A 17,417-nucleotide genomic window follows, 5' to 3' on the forward strand; every position below is an offset into this window, starting at 1 on the left:
CGCTTTGGAGCCAATGAATGACCAGCTATCAGATGCTTGATGTCCGCGTCGTCGACATCGAAACCGTCACCGCACGGGTCAAGCGCTTTACCCTGGCGGATCCGCAAGGCCGGCCGCTGCCCGCCTTCAGCGGCGGCAGCCACATCATCGTGCAAATGCAGGACGGCGAGCAGCGCTACAGCAACGCCTATTCGCTGCTCAGCTCACCGTTCGAACTCGAGCATTACCAGATCGCCGTTCGGCGCGAGTCTCCTTCCAAAGGCGGTTCCGACTTCATGCATGACCGGCTGGCGGTCGGCGATACGCTGACCATCAGCACCCCGAATAACCTGTTCGCGCTGGCGCCGGAAGCGCAACATCACGTGCTGATCGCCGGCGGCATCGGCATCACGCCGTTTATGGCCCATCTGCATGAGCTGCAACGCAGCGGCCAACGCTACCATCTGCACTACTGCTTCCACAGTGAAGAGCACAACGCCTTCCAGCAGCAGCTGATGCAAGCGCCGTTCGCAGACAACGTCAGTTGCCATGTCTCCAGCCTTGGCGGCCGGTTGGATCTGGCGCGCACGCTGGCCGATGTGGAACCCGGCGCCCATATCTACGTCTGCGGCCCGGCGGCGCTGAACGAAGCGGTCTACCGGATCGCCGCCGAACGGGGTATCGATGCCGGTCGCTTGCACAGCGAAGCCTTTGCCGCCGAAGACACGGCGGGCGGCGCCTTTACACTGGTGCTGGCTCGATCGGGTATTGAGCTTGAAGTGGCGCAAGACATGACCATCCTGCAGGCGCTGGAAAACAGCAAGGCGGCCAAGGTCGAGTGCCTGTGCCGCGAAGGCATTTGCGGCACCTGCGAAACCCGCATCGTCGAAGGGGAAGCCGATCACCGCGATCAATATCTCAGCGAGGAAGAACGCGCGGCGCAGCAGACCCTGTTGATCTGCTGCTCGCGCGCCAAAGGCAGCCGACTGGTGCTGGATTTGTAAAAGGAGCGCCCGCAACGGCGGGCGTCCTGGTTAAGCTTTCGGGAATATCCACAGATGCTCGGCCGGCAGGGAGAGCCGGCACAGCGCCCGATCGCGCGCCTCGTGGCCATAGGCGCGCACCACGAAATCTTCGGCCACGGTGCGGAACAGGTATTCCCAGCGATCGCCGAGATACATGCTGGTCAGCAACGGCAGCTCAAGCTGATTACCCTGTGGATCTTCACCCAACCGCACGCGCTCCACGCGGATCACCGCCGTGCCCTCCTGTCCGACCTGCACGCCTTCGCCCGCTTTGCCCCACAGCGCCCAATCCTTACCTTCGATGCGCGCCCGGCCATCTTCCAGCGCCACGATCTTGCCAGGCAACCGGTTGTTGCTGCCCATGAATTCGGCGGTGAACAGCGTGGCGGGCGAACCGTACATCTCCTGCGGCGTGCCCTGCTGTTCGATTTTGCCGTTATTGAGCAGCAGGATGCGATCGGAAATGGCCATCGCCTCGTTCTGATCGTGGGTCACCATCAGCGCCGACAGACCGAGCTTGATGATCAGCTCGCGCAGAAATACCCGCGCTTCTTCGCGCAGCTTGGCGTCGAGGTTGGACAGCGGCTCATCCAGCAGGATCACCGGCGGGTTGTAGACCAGCGCACGGCCGATCGCCACCCGCTGCTGCTGGCCGCCGGAGAGCTGGTGCGGATGACGCTTGGCCAAATGCCCCAGCCCGAGCTGATCCAGCACTGCCTGCACTCGCTGGGCGATTTCCGCCGAGGCGGTCTTACGCAGCTTCAGCGGATAAGCGACGTTCTCAAACACCGTTTTGTGCGGCCACAGGGCGTAGGACTGAAACACCAGCCCCAGGTTGCGCTCTTCGGCGGGAATTTCGCTGCGCGCGCTGCCGTTGTAAACCGCGCTGTCGCCGATGACGATTCGCCCCTGGCTCGGCTTCTCCAGCCCGGCCACCGCCCGCAGCAACGTGGTTTTGCCGCTGCCCGACGGGCCCAGCAGCGAGACCACTTCGCCCCGTTTCAGATCCATCGACACCCCTTTCAGCACCGGGTTGTCGCCATAGGTCAAATGCAGGTTCTCTACCGAAAGTTCAATCATGTAATTTCACTCCAAAGCGCAAGGCGATCCCCAGCCCCAGCACCACCAGCAGGATATTGATGAACGACAGCGCGGCGACGATATCGATGGCGCCCGCGGCCCACAGGGAAACCAGCATCGAGCCGATGGTTTCCGTGCCCGGAGACAGCAGATAAACCCCGGTGGAATATTCGCGTTCAAAGATCAGGAACATCAGCAGCCAGGAGCCGATCAGGCCGTAGCGCGACAGCGGAATGGTAACGTGTCGGGTGATCTGGCCGCGGCTGGCGCCGGCGCTGCGCGCGGCTTCCTCCAGTTCTGGCCCCACCTGCAGCAGCGTGGAAGAGATCAGCCGCAGGCCATAGGCCATCCACACCACTGTGTAGGCCAGCCAGACGCTGAAGATGGTGCTGCGCAGCGAACGCAGCCAGACGATCACGTTCTCGCGCAGCCATTCGGCCATCGGCAGCACGGACAGCCAGCCTTCCTTGAGCGATTTATCCAGCCACATCGGCAGGAACAGGAACACCCACAGGAACGCCAAACCGGCCAGCAGCCCCGGCACCGCGCGCGGCACCAGCACGCTGTAGTCGAGGAAGCGCGTGGCGCCGTCCGGCTTGCGGTGCATCGCGATGCCGATAAACAGATAGCACGCGACCGCCAGCGCCCCGCCGATCACCCCGATCGCCATCGAGTTGACGATGGCGCGCAGCAGGTTGGGCTGCGCCCAGATGGTGCGGAAGGTGTTGATCGACAGTTCGTCCCAGACAGACACGCCGACGCCCCAGTTGGAGATAAAGGCGCGCAGCACCACGCCGATCAGCGGCACGCCGATGGTCACGGTCAGCCAGAACATCACCACCCCGCCGGCCACCCAGCGCCATTTGCCCAGCGGCAACGCGCGCGCCTGCGAGGCTTTGCCCTTGACGGTGACGAAACGGTTGGCGGTACGCATCAGCCTGCGCTGCAGCATCACCAACGGAATGGTGATGCAAATCAGCACCACTGCTACCGCCGCCATCAGGTGGTAAGACGGCGTGCCCAGCTTGTTGGTCAACTGATACAGGTAGGTCGCCAGCACCAGGTTGCCCTCCGGATCGCCCAACACCAGCATCAGGCCGAACACCTCCAGCCCGAGGAAGAACAGCAGCACCCCGGCGTACAGGATAGACGGCCGCACCATCGGCAGGCTGACGGCGGTCATCACCTGCAGCGGCGTAGCGCCGGCGGTGCGCGCCGCTTCTTCAACGTCGGAGCCCACGCTGCGCAGCGCCGAGGAGATGTACAGGTAGGCATGGGGCACGTGCGTCAACCCGGCGATAACCACGATGCTGGCCATCGAATAGATGTTCCACGGCACGAAGCCCAGCAGCGCCTCCGCCCACAGCGAGAAGAAGCCTACCGGCCCCGCCGCCACCACGTAACCGAAACCCAGCACCATCGGCGACACGAAGATCGGCACCAAAATCAGCGGTTCGATAATTCGCCGCCCCGGCAGATCGGTGCGCACCATCAGGAAGGCCAAAATACCGCCGAGCGGGATGGCGATAATCACCAGGCCGAATGCCAGAATAAAACCGCTTTTCAGCGCCTTGTAGAAATCCGGGTCGGTAAAGATGAACTCGAAGGCCTCCAGGCTGAAGACCTTGGAGGGAGAGAAAAACGGTGCCGAGAGGAAGCTTTGAATGATGATAAACGACAGGGGGACATAGATAACCAGCGCGGTTATCAACACCACCAGGCCGCGCGGCAGGCTCTGCCACTTTCTGCGCCATGCTTGCATAAATGCTCCCTATGGTTGTAAACGACGACCAAAGGGCGCGCGCCTGTACGTCAGGCGCGCGTCCGAATGCAGTCCCTGTTATTTCGCCGCGGCGGCGCGCCATTGTTTGATGTAGTCGAGACGCTTGGCCGGCTGCAAATACTCCAGCAGGCTGTCGTCGACCGGGATCGGCTTGAGCGCGTTGCCCAGCAGCTTGGTCATGCCGTCGATGTCGTTCTTGCCTTCGACATCGTTGCGGATCGAAGGGATATCAGCCTGATTGGCGAGAATATTTTGCCCTTTCTCCGACAGCACGTAGTCGAACCACAGCTTGGCGGCGTTAGGGTTGCCGGCCTCTTTGCTGATGAAGCTCACGCGCGACAGCACCAGGGTATAGTCTTTCGGATAGACGATGCCGAGCGACGGATCGCTCTTGGCGCGGGCCTCGGCGTATGAGCCGAGAATATTGAAACCGATCAGGTTTTCACCGGAGGAAACGCGTTCCATCATGGTGCCGGTTGAGGATTGCACCGCCAGCCCGCCCTTGGCCACGTCGGCCAGCGTTTTGAAGTAGTTGGGATCGGCCTTGAAGTCCTGCACCGACAGCATGAAGCCAACGCCGGATTTTTCGATGTCGTAAGTGGTGACTTTCTTCTTGAATTTGTCCGTCTGGCTGGCGATCAGCTTGGCCAACGCCGCGTGCGAATCCGGCACATCGCCCTGCGGGATCAAGCGTTTGTTATAGATGAACACTACCGGCTCATAGGTGGTGCCATACACTTTATCTTGCCATACCGCCCATTTTGGCAGCTGAGCCCGCTCCGGAGAGGCATACTCCTGCGCGTAATCGCCCGCCAGTTTTAAAATGGTGTCCATCGACGAACTCCACACCAGGTCGCCGCTGGTGCCGCCGGCCGCCTGCTCGCTGATGAAGCGGTTATACAGTTCGGTGCTGTTCATGTCGTTGTATTCGACCTTGATGCCCGGATACAACGCCTCAAATCCCTGGATCAGTGGCGCCGCCGCTTTGGTGTCAGTGGTCGAGTAAATCACCACCTTGCCTTCTTTCTTCGCGCCGTCGACCAGTTTCTGATAGTCGGCGGGGTAGCCCGCCGGGAAGGCCGCATAGGCGGAAACGGAGCCCAGTAAGGTGATTGCAGCCACGGTAGCGCTGATTTTTTTCATCATCATCCATCCCCAGATCACATTTAATAAACCAAAAATTAACATACAGTTAATAATTGCGACGAGGCAACGGCGTTGCTTGTTATCTTTCGGTTTTGTGAGGTTGGACGTTTTTCAGTCAATACCCGCGCCCGGCGGCGCGGGCTTGGCGGTCATCCGTGTCGCAGACTATTCTGCCAGGCGTGAGCGCCGCAGCAGGCGAATTCGCTGTACGATGGCGCCCCGGCAACGTCAGAACAAAGCCGGCATTCAACCCGCGATATGCCGATCTTTTTCCCCCGTAAACCGGTCGAAGACGGCACGTCTCTTTCAAGCCGCATATCGAAATTCCGCTGTCGATAGACAGGGTGGCGCGCTAGCGCGCTGCCGGGCCGGCCGCCATGATCCCTCTGTGCGGCCGGTTCACGCCAGGATAAACAGCGCTGTATTAATCAGGTTTTTATCGCCGAATTATTATATCCTGCCGGACGAAAATTTTTGCGGGCGTACGCAGCCCCACGCGCCTCCTTCTGCAGCGCTTCATTTCGCAGCCAGGCCGTTTATTTCATGAATACAGGCAGTGCCATACCGTTATGACCAAGAGTTTATCCCCGAAAGACATTATCGCCCTGGGCTTTATGACCTTCGCCCTGTTTGTCGGCGCCGGCAACATCATTTTCCCCCCGCTGGTGGGGCTGCAGTCCGGTGAACATCTGTGGCCGGCCGCCCTCGGGTTTATGGTGACCGCCGTCGCTTTGCCGGTGATCGCCGTGATCGCGCTGGCGCGCGTCGGCGGCAGCATCAGCCTGCTGACCGGCCCCATCGGCCGCACCGCCGGCCTGCTGTTGGCGACCGTCTGCTATCTGGCGCTCGGCCCGCTGTTCGCCACCCCGCGAACCGCCAATGTTTCTTTCGCCCTCGGCATCGCGCCCTTCACCGGCAACGGCGCCCTGCCGCAGTTCATCTACAGCCTGCTGTTCTTTACCCTGGCGATGGTTGTGTCGCTGTATCCCGGCCGCTTGCTCGATAACGTCGGCCATATTCTGGCGCCGCTGAAAATTCTGGCGCTGGCCGCGCTCGGCATCGCCGCCCTGGTGTGGCCCGCCGGTGCGCCGGTCTCCGCCGTCGGCAGCTATCAGGCCGCGGCGTTTTCCACCGGCTTCGTGCAGGGTTATCAAACCATGGACACGCTGTCGGCGTTGATGTTCGGCTCGATTATCGTCACCGCCGCCCGCTCGCGCGGCGTCAGCGACAGCGGCCTGCTGCTGCGCTACACCCTGTGGGCCAGCCTGATCGCCGGCGTCGGCCTGACGCTGGTCTATATCTGCATGTTCAAGCTGGGCGCCGGCAGCGGCAGCCTGGTCGGCAGCGGTGCTCAGGATGGCGCAGCGATCCTGCACGCCTATGTGCAGCACACCTTCGGCGATCTGGGCAGCGTTTTTATGGCGGTGCTGATGTTCATCGCTTGCCTGGTGACGGCGGTCGGCATGACCTGCGCCTGCGCGGACTTCTTCTCCCGCTACCTGCCGCTCTCTTATCGCGCGCTGGTGGTCATCCTCGCCCTCTTCGCCATGCTGGTTTCCAACATGGGGCTGGCCAATCTGATCCGCGTCTCACTGCCTGTACTGACGGCGATCTACCCGCCTTGCATCGCGCTGGTGTTGCTCAGCTTCAGCCAGAACCGCTGGCGCAGCGCCAGACGCGTCTTCGCGCCGGTGATCGCTACCAGCCTGGTGTTCGGCCTGGCCGATGGCCTGAAGGCTTCAAGCTTCAGCGGCCTGCTGCCCGCCTGGTTCGATAAGCTGCCGCTGGCCGAGCAGGGTCTGGTCTGGCTGCAGCCTACGCTGTTGGTGCTGTTGCTGGCGGCGGCTTACGACCGGTTGCGCAGCGCCGAAAGCGTCAAGGCCGCGTCGTAATCGCGATTTCCGCCCATAAAAAAAGCCGGTCATGATGACCGGCTTTTTTATCGGCTTGCGCCCGGCGGCTTACTTCAGCAGCGCCTGCGCCTTGGCCACCACGTTGTCCACGGTGAAGCCGAACTCGGCGAACAGCTGCTCCGCCGGCGCCGACTCACCGAAGGTGGTCATGCCCACGATAGCGCCGTTCAGGCCCACGTACTTGTACCAGTAGTCCGCGATACCCGCTTCCACCGCCACGCGCGCCGTTACCGCCGCCGGCAGCACCGACTCGCGGTACGCCGCATCCTGCTTGTCGAACGCGTCAGTCGACGGCATCGACACCACGCGCACCTTGCGGCCCGCCGCGGTCAGTTTGTCCGCCGCCTCCACCGTGATGCCCACTTCGGAGCCGGTGGCAATCAGGATAACGTCCGGCGTGCCCGCGCAGTCTTTCAGCACGTAGCCGCCGCGGTACACGTTCGCCAGCTGCTCTGCGGTGCGCGGCTGCTGGGTCAGGTTCTGGCGCGAGAACACCAGCGTGGTCGGGCCGTCGTTGCGCTCGATGCCGTACTGCCATGCCACCGCCGATTCCACCTGGTCACACGGACGCCAGGTGCTCATGTTCGGGGTCACTCGCAGGCTCGCCAGCTGCTCCACCGGCTGGTGGGTCGGGCCGTCTTCGCCCAGACCGATGGAGTCGTGGGTGTAGACGAACACGTTGCGCAGCTTCATCAGCGCCGCCATGCGCACCGCGTTGCGGGCGTATTCCACGAACATCAGGAAGGTCGCCGAGTACGGCAGGAACCCGCCGTGCAGCGCGATGCCGTTGGTGATGGCGGTCATGCCGAACTCGCGCACGCCGTAATGAATGTAGTTGCCCGCCGGGTCAACGTTCAGCGCTTTCGAACCGGACCACATGGTCAGGTTGCTCGGCGCCAGGTCGGCGGAGCCGCCCAGGAACTCCGGCAGCACCTTGCCGAACGCTTCCAGCGCGTTCTGCGACGCCTTGCGGCTGGCGATGTTGGCCGGGTTGGCCTGCAGTTTTTCCACGAACGCTTTGGCGTCCGCTTTCCAGTCCGCCGGCAGCTCGCCGTTCATGCGGCGCTTGAACTCGGCAGCCAGTTCCGGGAAGGCCCTGGCGTAGGCGGCGAACTTGTCGTTCCAGGCCGCTTCCTTGGCCTGACCGGCTTCCTTGGCGTCCCACTGGGCGTAGATGTCCTGCGGGATTTCAAAGGCGGCGTATTTCCAGCCCAGCGCTTCGCGGGTGGCGGCCACTTCGGCGGCGCCCAGCGCGGCGCCGTGCACGTCATGGGTGCCGGCCTTGTTCGGCGAACCGAAGCCGATAACGGTCTTGCACATCAGCAGCGACGGCTTGTCGGTCACCTTGCGGGCTTCTTCAATCGCGGCCTTGATGGCGTCCGGGTTGTGGCCGTCGACGTTGCGCACCACGTGCCAGCCGTAGGCTTCGAAACGCAGGGCGGTGTCGTCGGTGAACCAGCCGTCGACGTGGCCGTCGATGGAGATGCCGTTGTCATCGTAGAAGGCGGTCAGCTTGCCGAGCTTGAGGGTGCCGGCCAGGGAGCAGACTTCGTGCGAAATGCCTTCCATCATGCAGCCGTCGCCCATGAAGGCGTAGGTGTGGTGGTCGACGATGTCGTGACCAGGGCGGTTGAACTGCGCCGCCAGGGTGCGTTCGGCGATGGCGAAGCCGACGGCGTTGGCGATACCCTGGCCCAGCGGGCCGGTGGTGGTCTCAACGCCCGGGGTGTAACCGTACTCCGGGTGGCCCGGGGTTTTTGAATGGAGCTGACGGAAGTTTTCCAGCTCGCGCATCGGCAGGTCGTAGCCGGTGAGGTGCAGGAGGCTGTAAATCAACATGGAGCCGTGGCCGTTGGAGAGCACGAAACGGTCGCGGTCAGCCCAGTGCGGGTTAGTCGGGTTGTGGTTGAGGTAGTCGCGCCACAGGACTTCGGCGATGTCCGCCATGCCCATAGGGGCCCCCGGGTGGCCGGAATTTGCTTTTTGTACGGCGTCCATGCTGAGTGCGCGGATGGCGTTGGCAAGCTCTTTACGAGAGGACATGTTTTACTCCAGGTCGGATAAAAAAAGCAGTCAAGTTCCCTATTTTCTCAGACTCCACATCACAACGGCAATCCCTAATGCCAAATGAGAGCGAGTTCACCACTTATTAGCACGATTGGACGCTTTTTCGGAATAACACTATTCTCGCCCCGTCTGGCGTACACTAGGCTCTTGCGGCAAGATAGCCTCAAAGCAAAATGACTCTTTTACCTTGTTACCTTCACAGGAAGATGGCGTTATGAAGATCCGTACCTCTTTGATTGCGTTGGGCATTGCCACCTTGGCAACCGGCTGTCAAAACCTGAATACCGAAACCCTGATGCAGTCCGGCGCGCAGGCGTTCCAGGCGGCGACCCTGAGCAACAACGACGTTAAGGCCCTGAGTGATAAATCCTGCGCCGAGATGGACAGCAAGGCACAAATCGCGCCGGCCGACAGCACCTATGCCAAGCGTCTCAACAAAATCGCTGCGGCGCTGGGCGACAACATCAACGGCACCCCGGCCAACTACAAGGTCTACGTGACCAAAGACGTCAACGCCTGGGCGATGGCCAACGGCTGTATCCGCGTTTACAGCGGCCTGATGGATATCATGAACGACAACGAAGTGGAAGGCGTGCTGGGCCACGAAATGGGCCACGTGGCGCTGGGCCACACCCGTAAAGCGATGCAGGTGGCTTACGGCACCGTGGCGCTGCGCACCGCGGCGTCCTCCGCCGGCGGCGTTATCGGCTCGCTGTCGCAGTCGCAGCTGGCGGACATCGGCGAGAAGCTGGTCAGCGCCCAGTTCTCGCAGAAGCAGGAAAGCGAAGCGGATGATTACTCGTTCGATCTGCTGAAAAAGCGCGGCATCGATCCGAACGGCCTGGCCACCAGCTTCGAAAAACTGGCCCAAATGGAAGCCGGCCGTCAGAGCAGCATGTTCGACGATCACCCGTCTTCCCAAGCGCGCGCGCAGCACATTCGCGATCGCATCGCGGCAGAGAAGTAACAACGAGAACGCCCGGCAACCGCCGGGCGTTTTTTATCGTCTCAATACAGGGTTTTCTGCGGCGGCCCGGCGAAGGTCAGCGGCCCGACCTGCTTCATGTCCACCTCGACCACCGACGGCCCCGGGTAGTTGATCGCTTCGGCCAGCACGCCGTTGAACTGCGCCGCCGCCTCGACCTTCCAGGCTTTCAGCCCCATCGCTTCGGCTATTTGAGTAAAGGCCGGCGTATGCAGCTCGTTGTAATACTGGCGCCCGGCGAAATACTTGTCCTGAATGCCGCGCATCACGCCATAACCGCCGTCGTTCATGATCAGCAGGGTGATGTTCACCTGTTCCTGCGCCATGGTCGCCAGTTCCCCCAGGCCCAGCGCCAAACCGCCATCGCCCACCAGCCCCACCACCTTGCGCTGCGGGTTGGCGATCGCGGTGCCGATCGCCATCGGCAGCCCCATGCCGATAGCACCGGCCAGCGAGTGAATGTTGCACAGCGGCGAGATCGCGCGGAACAAACGGCTGCCCCAGACGCTGCCGGATACGGTGATATCGCGCACCAGCAATCCGTCCTGCGGCAGCGCGGCGTCGATGGCGTCGTTGAGTTTGGCGTATTCACCGGACTGCTGACGCAACGCACTCTCCGCCTGCTGCACCGCCCCCGCGATCTCGGCATCCCACTCGGCGTTGACCTTCTCGCCGGGGCTCAGCCGCGCCGCCAGCGCGGCCAGCAGCGCCGCACAGTCGCCATTGATCTGCTCATCGGCCAGGTAGTTGCGGTTGGCCGCCGCCGGATCGATATCAATCTGCACCAGCGGGCGCGGCAGCGGCAGCGTCCAGGTGCGGGTCTCATTACTGCGCAGCCGTGAACCGGCCACCAGCGTCAGGTCGCACTGCGTCAGGATAGCCTCGATGCTCGGCGAGTTGTGGAACGCCCGCAGGCTGCGCGGATGGCTGTCCGGCAGAATGCCGCGCCCGTGGGTGCTGGAGATCACCGCCACGCCGGCGTCCGCCAGCTTGCGCACCGCATCGCCGCAGGCCAACGCGCCGCCGCCCAGCCACAGCAACGGGCGCTTGGCCTGTTTCAGCCGCTGATGCAGCCGCTCCACCGCCGCATCGTCCGCCTTCGGCAGCGGCGCCGGCGCCAATGCTTCGGTCAGCACCGAGCGGGAAACCAGGCTGCTTTGGATATCGATCGGGATCTCGACCGCCACCGGGCCGCAGGGCACGGTTTGCGCATCCAGGATCGCTCGCTGGATCACCGCCACCGCCTGTTCCGGCGAATTGACCCGGTAGGCGCGCTTGGAGCAGGCGCGCAGAAAACCGAGCTGATCGCGGGTTTCATGAATAAACCCGGCGTCGGCGTCCAGATAGGCTTTTTCCACCTGGCCGGTGATATGCAACAGCGGCGTGTTGGCGTTAAGCGCTTCAATCATCGCCCCCACCGCGTTGCCCGCGCCGGCGCCGGTGCTGGTCAACGCCACGCCCAGGCCGGAGAAGCGCCCATGCGCATCGGCCATGGTGACCGCGCCCGCTTCGCCGCGCGCCGGCACGAAGCGAATTTTATCGCGCTGCCCCACCGCATCGGCGATCGGCAGATTATGAATCGAAATGATGCCGTACATCGCCGACACCGCGTACTGTTCCAGAGTCCGGGCTATCGCCTCGCCAACCGTGATTTTATCGCTCATCATCTGCCTTCTTAGGGTAGTCGTTATTAGGGTTATGCGTAGAGGTGTCGGCCTAGTCGCTCCAGCGGTTCACCTGATGGCTCAGCGCCAGATACACGCTTTTCTGCTGCATGTAGGCCTTGATGCCGTTCAGGCCCTTTTCGCGGCCCAGCCCGCTTTCCTTGAAACCGCCGAACGGCGTGGAAATCGAGAACGTTTTGTAGGTGTTGACCCAGACGGTGCCGGTTTCCAACCGCTCCGCCAGCGCCATCGCCCGCGGGAAATCGCGGCTCCAGATGCCGGCCGCCAGGCCGTACACCGAGTCGTTGGCCTGTTCGATCAGCTGTTGCTCGTCGTCGAACGGCAGCGCCACCAGCACCGGCCCGAAGATCTCCTCCTGGCACACGCGGGCGTCGTTGTTCAAACCTTCAATAATGGTCGGCAGGTAATAGCTGCCGCTCGCCAGTTGCGGATCGGCCGGCGCTTCACCGCCGATGACCACCCGGCCGCCCTCCTGCCGCGCCAGCGCCACGTAGTCCGCCACGCTTTGCCGATGTTTGGCGCTGATCAGCGGGCCGAGATGCACGCCCGGCACCAGCGGGTTGCCGATGCGCAGCCCCGCCGTCAGTTCGGTCAAGCGCGCCAGCAGCGGCTGATACAGCGAACGATGCACGAACAGCCGCGAACCGGCGATGCACGCCTGGCCGGCGGAGCTGAAAATGCCGTAGCAGATGCCGCGCGCCGCCTGCTCCAGATCGGCGTCCTCCAGCACGATGGTCGGCGATTTACCGCCCAGCTCCAGCGAGGTGGGGATCAGCTTGTCGGCGGCGATGTGCGCCAAATGGCGCCCGGTGCTGGTCCCGCCGGTAAAGGCGATCTTTTTCACCAACGGATGGCGCGCCAACGCCTCGCCGATCACCGAACCTTTGCCCGGCAGCACGCTGAGCAGCCCAGCAGGAAGCCCCGCCTGTTCGAACAGCTCGGCCAGCTTCAGCGCCATCAGCGGCGTGGCTTCGGCCGGTTTGAGCACCACGGCGTTACCCGCCGCCAGCGCCGGCGCCACCTTCTGCATTTCGCTGGCGATCGGTGAGTTCCACGGCGTGATGGCGGCGATCACCCCCATCGGCTGATACTGACTGAGCGTCATCACTTCGGCGCTGCGCGGGGTCGGCAGCTCGCCCTCCAGCACTTCGCAAGCGGCGGCGAAGTAACGCGCGGTCGCCGCCGCGCTGGCCACCAGGCCGCGGGTTTCCGCCAGCGGTTTGCCGTTGTCGCGCGTCTGCAACTCGGCCAGCTGTTCCTGCTGCGCCAGGATCAGGTTGCTCACGCGGTAGAGAATTGAGGCGCGTTGGTGCGGCACCAGCCCACGCCATTCCGGCGCGCGCCAGGCCTTTTCCGCCGCCTCAACCGCCTCGTTGACATCCTCGACGTTAGCGGCGCGCAGCCGCGCGTTGACGCTGCCGTCGGCCGGAAATACCGAAGCCATCTCTTCGCCGCGCCCTTCACGCCAGCGCCCGGCGACAAAAATATTCAATCGTTCCATGCTCCGCTCCTGCCGTTCAGGCAATAAAACCGCCGTCCACCAGACGGCGGCAGGCTTGTACCGCGCTCAGCGCCGCCAGGGTTGATGTTTTGGGATTGGTCGCCAGCGGGGTGCCGCTCAGCTCGATGTGAAACTCGCCAAAGTCGCCGCATACCTGCAGCCGATGGGTATTGCGCCGGGTGGCGGGATCGACCTGCAGGCGTACCCGAGTGGCGTCCATCCCCAAGCCGTTGAGCGCAATGGTGGCCGCCACGTTGGCGTTGGCCGGGAATAAACGCGCCGCTTCACGCGCCGACCCTTCAAAAAACACCTGGGCTTCACGCACCGCATCGAGATCGATCAGCTGCTCCGCCGGGCTGCCCCGCCAGCTGGCCGGACTTTTGCTGGCCTGATAGGTCACGCTTTCCAGCCCGCCTTCGCGCGCCGACGCCAGCCCGTCCATGCCCGCCACCGCGCCGGACAGCACGATCAGTTGCCCGTGATGGCTGCGGCAGGCCTGCTGCAACCGCTGTTGCAATGCGGCATCCGCCAGCGCGCCGGTCGAAATCAGCGCCAGCGGCCAGCCGCACTGCAGCACCGCTTCGCCAAACTCCGCCACCGCCTGCTGGCTGGCGCACTCCAACACCAGATCCGGCCGCTGCGAACACTGCTCCGGATGGGTCAGCGCCTGCACCCGCCCGCCAAAAGCCTCATCGATCGCCGCATGATGAGCTGCGCGCGCCAGGATCCAGCCGACCTCCACGCCTTCAGGCAAACGGGCGATCACTTCCTTCGCCATCGCGCCATAGCCAATCATCATGATCTTCTTCATCTTTTTCGGCCCCTGTTACACATGGCGGTTAAAGCCGCCGGAAACGTCCAGCGCCGCGCCGGTGGTAAAGGAAGCCAGCGGCGAAGCGAGGAACAGCAGCGCCTGCGCCGGTTCCTGCGGCTTGCCGAGGCGCTTCATCGGGATGCCGCGGCGTTCGGCGATCGCCGCCGTCCACTGCTCCCAGCTTTGATCTTTATCGCTGCGATCGTCGAAACGGCGGCGCCATTGGCCCGACTCCACCATCCCCAGCAAGATCGAGTTAACCCGAATGCCTTTGCCCACCAGCTCTTTCGACAGCGTCAACGTCATATTGAGCAGCGCGGCGCGCGCCGCCGAGGTGGCGATCATGTGTTCTTCCGGCTGCAGCGCCAGCAGCGAGTTCACGCAGGTGATAGACGCGATATCCGATCGTTCCAGCGCCGGTAAAAACGCCTGCACCGGGTTGATCACGCCGAACAGCTTCAGCTCTGCCTCATGCAGCCAGGCTTCGCGCGGCGTCTGGTCAAAGTGGGCGACGAAGCCCTGACCGGCGTTGTTGATCAGCAGATCCACGCCGCCGAAACGCGCCGTCACCTGAGCGGCGAACTGCGCCACCTGCTGCGCATCCAGCACGTCGCAGCGCAGCGCCAGGATCTCCGCCTGCGGGAAGTCCGCGCGCAGGCTGGCCTCCGCGCCGGCCAGTTTGTCCGGATCGCGGCCGCAGAACGCCACCTTCGCCCCTTCGGCCAGCAGCAGCTTCAGAGTTTCGAAACCGATGCCCGACGAGCCGCCGGTCACCACCGCTACCCGATCCTCAAGCTGAAAATTCATCGTTGGATTGCTCCCGTAAAGTCCCGCAGATAGCGGTTGAAACACGCCGGCGCATCGAGGTAGCTGGCGTGACCGGCGGCGGCGATCAGACGCAGCGTCGCGTCTTGCTCACGCGCCAGCTCGGCCGCCTTCTCCGGCGGCGTAATGCGATCCTGTTCACCGCACCACACCTCCAGCGGGCCGCGATAGCGCGCCAGATAGCGGCCAATATCATCGTTGGCCAGCATCCAGGCGGCACTCAGAAAACCGTCGGGATCGAGCTGCTGCATGCCGTTGCGCACCCAGGCGATATCCTGCGGATCCGCCCCTTCGCGCAGCAAGGCCGCCGCCCGCTGCTCGCCGTAGCCCACCGGCCCCAGCGTCTCCATCATCTGTTGGCGCTGGCCGTACACCTGCCGGCGTTTTTCCTCCGGCGCCGCGGCATAGCCCTGCGCCGGATCCGCCAACACCAGCCCACATAGCCCATCCGGATAGCCGGCGGCGTAGGCACTGCCGATCAGCGCTCCCAGCGAATGGCCGACGATCAGCGGCTGCGCCAGCTGCAGCTCATCAATCAGCGCCGCCAACGCCGCTGCATAACCGGCGGCGTCAGCCTGCGGATCCGCCAACGGCAGGCTGCCGCCGTAGCCCGGCGCGTCCCACGCCAACAGACGATGACCGTCCGTCAGGCCGCTGTCGTTAAACTGCTTGATCCACGAGGCGGATCCGGAACTGATACCATGCAGCAACACCACCGGCCGCCCCTGCCCGGCCTCGCGCCAGCTCAGGGTGTACGCCCCGCAGCGCGCCCGTTGGCGTTGCGCCAGGCCGTTCATCAGTTACGCTTCACTTTGGACAGCGGGTGATCCGCCGGATAAGTCGGGATCTCCGGCTTGGCGGTGCCCAGCATCACGCACATCAGCGCCTCTTCCTCGCCGTGATTGAACAGGCCGCGATACACCCCCGCCGGCACCGAAATCAAATCGCGCTCTTTCAGCCTGGTTTCGTAATACTCTTCGCCATCCTGGATCATCAGCGTGATGCTGCCTTTCAGCATGAAGAACACTTCCTCCACGTCGTCGTGCAGGTGCAGCGGGCCCTCGCACTTCGACGGCAACACCATGGTGGAGAAGGTGAAGTTGCCCGCCGGAATGGTGTTGGCGTCGCTGGCCACGCCGGTGGCGCCGGTGCCGATGTAGCGCATCTGCGCGCGGCGGTATTTCGGGTCGAAATCGGCCTGGAATTTCAGCGCGTTCCAGTCGTATTTGCGGCCTTCGAAACGGGCGATGCGCGACTCCACCCAGTTTTCCATCGACAGATCCTGCGGCTTGACGCCGGCTTTGTTCTCAACCTGAGACATGTTGTCACTCCTCTGTTGAAACGATTGATTAATCAGTACTTTCTCAGCAACGGCAGCAGAATGAGGCAGCCGACGAACGCCATCACCACCAGGAACAGCAGGCCGTTATCCATATTGCCGGTGGCGGCGATCAACGCCCCCATCAGCACCGGCGCCAGCGCGCCGGCAAAATTGCCCAGTCCATTGAAAATGCCGCCGGCGGTGGCGCTGACCTTGCTGCTGGTCGCCTTCGCCAACAGCGCGAAAATATTCGGCGCGCCGGCGCCCCACATAAAGGTGCTGAAAGCCATGGCGGCGATCACGCTGTAAGTGCCCTGCAGGTGCAGCACCACCGCCAGGCCAAGGCCGGCGCCGCACAGCGACAGGAAGCAGGCCAGCGCACGCCGATCCAGCTTGTCCGACAGCCAGGCGCCCAGCACTTCACCGAGCAGCATGGCGATGAACGGCAGCGAAGAGAGGTAACCGGCATGTTCCAGATGAATGCCTTTGCCCTTGATCAGATAGCTCGGCAACCAGCCGTTCATGCCCCACAGGTAGGTCAGGAAGGCGATATTGAACAGGCAAATCATCCAGAAATGCGGGCTGCGCAACAGCTCGCGGCGATGCTGTTGGCGTTCGGACACCGCCGGCTTGGCCGCCGCCGCCGGACGCGACACGTTCAGGTGGCGCATGCCGAACAGCACCAGCAACATCACCGGCAGTGTCAGAAACGCCATAAAGAAGAAGGTGGCCTGCCAGTCGAAGGTATTGAGGATGTACAGGGTGACCGGGAAGCCGAGCGCGGCCCCGAGCGGCGTGCCGAGCAGCCACAGCATGGTGGCGCGCGCCTGCAGCTGCGGCGGGAAGGCCTGACGAATAATGGCGTAGGCCATCGGCAGCAGCGGCCCTTCGGCGATGCCGAGCAGAATGCGCAGCGTCATCATGGCGTGATAGGAGCGCACCAGCCCCATCAACACCATCAGCACGCCCCACACCACCATCATGCCAATCAATACTTTGACCGGATTAAGCCGATCGCCGATGCCGCTGAGCAGCATCGAGGAGATGCCGTAGGAGAACAGAAACGCGCTCATCAGCAACCCCAGCCGCGCCGGGTCAAAACCGATGCCCAGCGCCTGCTGAAACTCGGCGTCGGAAAACAGCGCCGCGATGCTGATTTTGTCGAAAAACGCCAGCAGCACGCAGGCGAACAGCGCGATCGGTACCGACCAGCGCACCCGCTGCTGCGGATTTTCGGCAACGGTTTCCCCCGCCCGTCCAGCGCGGGCGTCAATGTCTTGCGTAGTCATAAAA

At 63.3% G+C, this 17,417-nt stretch carries 14 protein-coding genes; 3 read left to right on the forward strand and 11 right to left on the reverse strand.

Annotation, left to right across the window (positions count from 1 at the left end):
• Nucleotides 1-17: 17 nt before the first annotated feature.
• Nucleotides 18-983 carry a PDR/VanB family oxidoreductase gene (locus ACMGG9_RS19465; protein ID WP_103101290.1) on the forward strand — a complete coding sequence of 322 codons (966 nt, stop codon included), beginning with the start codon at nucleotides 18-20 and terminating at the stop codon, nucleotides 981-983.
• Nucleotides 984-1,013: 30 nt separating this feature from the next.
• Here the strand turns inward: ACMGG9_RS19465 and ACMGG9_RS19470 are convergent, their stop codons facing one another.
• The 3 genes from ACMGG9_RS19470 to ACMGG9_RS19480 form a co-directional block, all read right to left on the reverse strand.
• Nucleotides 1,014-2,084, reverse strand: coding sequence for an ABC transporter ATP-binding protein (locus tag ACMGG9_RS19470; protein ID WP_033652192.1), 1,071 nt, complete (start codon nucleotides 2,082-2,084; stop codon nucleotides 1,014-1,016).
• Nucleotides 2,077-3,846 carry an ABC transporter permease gene (locus ACMGG9_RS19475; protein ID WP_414161648.1) on the reverse strand — a complete coding sequence of 590 codons (1,770 nt, stop codon included), beginning with the start codon at nucleotides 3,844-3,846 and terminating at the stop codon, nucleotides 2,077-2,079. Before ACMGG9_RS19475 ends, ACMGG9_RS19470 begins: the two co-directional genes overlap by 8 nt.
• A 78-nt stretch (nucleotides 3,847-3,924) precedes the next feature.
• On the reverse strand, nucleotides 3,925-5,013 hold the full coding sequence (locus ACMGG9_RS19480) for an ABC transporter substrate-binding protein (protein WP_197752522.1): 1,089 nt from the start codon (nucleotides 5,011-5,013) through the stop codon (nucleotides 3,925-3,927).
• A gap of 569 nt (nucleotides 5,014-5,582) precedes the next feature.
• On the opposite strand from ACMGG9_RS19480, the gene brnQ reads away from it, so the two are divergent.
• Nucleotides 5,583-6,905 (forward strand): branched-chain amino acid transport system II carrier protein, encoded by a 1,323-nt coding sequence (brnQ, locus tag ACMGG9_RS19485; RefSeq protein ID WP_046687774.1) that lies wholly within the window; start codon nucleotides 5,583-5,585, stop codon nucleotides 6,903-6,905.
• Nucleotides 6,906-6,974: 69 nt separating this feature from the next.
• On the opposite strand, the gene tkt is transcribed toward brnQ, so the two are convergent.
• Nucleotides 6,975-8,969 carry a transketolase gene (gene tkt, locus ACMGG9_RS19490; RefSeq protein ID WP_033632127.1) on the reverse strand — a complete coding sequence of 665 codons (1,995 nt, stop codon included), beginning with the start codon at nucleotides 8,967-8,969 and terminating at the stop codon, nucleotides 6,975-6,977.
• A gap of 238 nt (nucleotides 8,970-9,207) precedes the next feature.
• Here tkt and ACMGG9_RS19495 point away from each other — a divergent pair, with 238 nt between their 5' ends.
• On the forward strand, nucleotides 9,208-9,960 hold the full coding sequence (locus ACMGG9_RS19495) for a M48 family metallopeptidase (protein WP_004937650.1): 753 nt from the start codon (nucleotides 9,208-9,210) through the stop codon (nucleotides 9,958-9,960).
• Between the two features lie 41 nt (nucleotides 9,961-10,001).
• On the opposite strand, the gene ACMGG9_RS19500 is transcribed toward ACMGG9_RS19495, so the two are convergent.
• Genes ACMGG9_RS19500 through ACMGG9_RS19530 form a run of 7 tightly spaced genes read right to left on the reverse strand, consistent with a single transcriptional unit; the run spans nucleotide 10,002 to nucleotide 17,413 of the window.
• On the reverse strand, nucleotides 10,002-11,642 hold the full coding sequence (locus ACMGG9_RS19500; RefSeq protein WP_025304194.1) for a thiamine pyrophosphate-binding protein: 1,641 nt from the start codon (nucleotides 11,640-11,642) through the stop codon (nucleotides 10,002-10,004).
• A 52-nt stretch (nucleotides 11,643-11,694) separates the two neighbouring features.
• Complete coding sequence (locus ACMGG9_RS19505; protein ID WP_142002942.1) at nucleotides 11,695-13,164, reverse strand: aldehyde dehydrogenase; 1,470 nt, start codon at nucleotides 13,162-13,164, stop codon at nucleotides 11,695-11,697.
• A gap of 16 nt (nucleotides 13,165-13,180) precedes the next feature.
• Nucleotides 13,181-13,975, reverse strand: a complete 795-nt coding sequence (locus ACMGG9_RS19510; protein WP_414161649.1) for an aspartate dehydrogenase — start codon at nucleotides 13,973-13,975, stop codon at nucleotides 13,181-13,183.
• Between the two features lie 15 nt (nucleotides 13,976-13,990).
• Nucleotides 13,991-14,785, reverse strand: coding sequence for an SDR family oxidoreductase (locus tag ACMGG9_RS19515; protein WP_033644722.1), 795 nt, complete (start codon nucleotides 14,783-14,785; stop codon nucleotides 13,991-13,993).
• The gene (locus ACMGG9_RS19520) at nucleotides 14,782-15,600 is read right to left on the reverse strand and encodes an alpha/beta fold hydrolase (protein WP_046687779.1); all 819 of its coding nucleotides are present in this window, start codon (nucleotides 15,598-15,600) and stop codon (nucleotides 14,782-14,784) included. Before ACMGG9_RS19520 ends, ACMGG9_RS19515 begins: the two co-directional genes overlap by 4 nt.
• Nucleotides 15,600-16,124 (reverse strand): cupin domain-containing protein, encoded by a 525-nt coding sequence (locus tag ACMGG9_RS19525; RefSeq protein ID WP_004937634.1) that lies wholly within the window; start codon nucleotides 16,122-16,124, stop codon nucleotides 15,600-15,602. The genes ACMGG9_RS19520 and ACMGG9_RS19525 overlap by 1 nt, the downstream gene beginning before the upstream one ends.
• Before the next feature lie 32 nt (nucleotides 16,125-16,156).
• The gene (locus tag ACMGG9_RS19530; RefSeq protein ID WP_033652738.1) at nucleotides 16,157-17,413 is read right to left on the reverse strand and encodes an MFS transporter; all 1,257 of its coding nucleotides are present in this window, start codon (nucleotides 17,411-17,413) and stop codon (nucleotides 16,157-16,159) included.
• Nucleotides 17,414-17,417 lie beyond the last annotated feature (4 nt).

This window comes from Serratia sp. BNK-10 (genome assembly GCF_047456065.1).
GTDB lineage: Bacteria > Pseudomonadota > Gammaproteobacteria > Enterobacterales > Enterobacteriaceae > Serratia > Serratia ureilytica.

What these genes read in the sequence shown, in the direction of transcription:
- ACMGG9_RS19465 (WP_103101290.1), top strand. Translation starts at nt 18, where the DNA reads ATGACCAGCTATCAGATGCTTGATGTCCGCGTCGTCGACATCGAAACC.
- ACMGG9_RS19470 (WP_033652192.1), bottom strand. Translation starts at nt 2,084, where the DNA reads ATGATTGAACTTTCGGTAGAGAACCTGCATTTGACCTATGGCGACAAC.
- ACMGG9_RS19475 (WP_414161648.1), bottom strand. Translation starts at nt 3,846, where the DNA reads ATGCAAGCATGGCGCAGAAAGTGGCAGAGCCTGCCGCGCGGCCTGGTG.
- ACMGG9_RS19480 (WP_197752522.1), bottom strand. Translation starts at nt 5,013, where the DNA reads ATGATGAAAAAAATCAGCGCTACCGTGGCTGCAATCACCTTACTGGGC.
- brnQ (WP_046687774.1), top strand. Translation starts at nt 5,583, where the DNA reads ATGACCAAGAGTTTATCCCCGAAAGACATTATCGCCCTGGGCTTTATG.
- tkt (WP_033632127.1), bottom strand. Translation starts at nt 8,969, where the DNA reads ATGTCCTCTCGTAAAGAGCTTGCCAACGCCATCCGCGCACTCAGCATG.
- ACMGG9_RS19495 (WP_004937650.1), top strand. Translation starts at nt 9,208, where the DNA reads ATGAAGATCCGTACCTCTTTGATTGCGTTGGGCATTGCCACCTTGGCA.
- ACMGG9_RS19500 (WP_025304194.1), bottom strand. Translation starts at nt 11,642, where the DNA reads ATGAGCGATAAAATCACGGTTGGCGAGGCGATAGCCCGGACTCTGGAA.
- ACMGG9_RS19505 (WP_142002942.1), bottom strand. Translation starts at nt 13,164, where the DNA reads ATGGAACGATTGAATATTTTTGTCGCCGGGCGCTGGCGTGAAGGGCGC.
- ACMGG9_RS19510 (WP_414161649.1), bottom strand. Translation starts at nt 13,975, where the DNA reads ATGAAGAAGATCATGATGATTGGCTATGGCGCGATGGCGAAGGAAGTG.
- ACMGG9_RS19515 (WP_033644722.1), bottom strand. Translation starts at nt 14,785, where the DNA reads ATGAATTTTCAGCTTGAGGATCGGGTAGCGGTGGTGACCGGCGGCTCG.
- ACMGG9_RS19520 (WP_046687779.1), bottom strand. Translation starts at nt 15,600, where the DNA reads ATGAACGGCCTGGCGCAACGCCAACGGGCGCGCTGCGGGGCGTACACC.
- ACMGG9_RS19525 (WP_004937634.1), bottom strand. Translation starts at nt 16,124, where the DNA reads ATGTCTCAGGTTGAGAACAAAGCCGGCGTCAAGCCGCAGGATCTGTCG.
- ACMGG9_RS19530 (WP_033652738.1), bottom strand. Translation starts at nt 17,413, where the DNA reads ATGACTACGCAAGACATTGACGCCCGCGCTGGACGGGCGGGGGAAACC.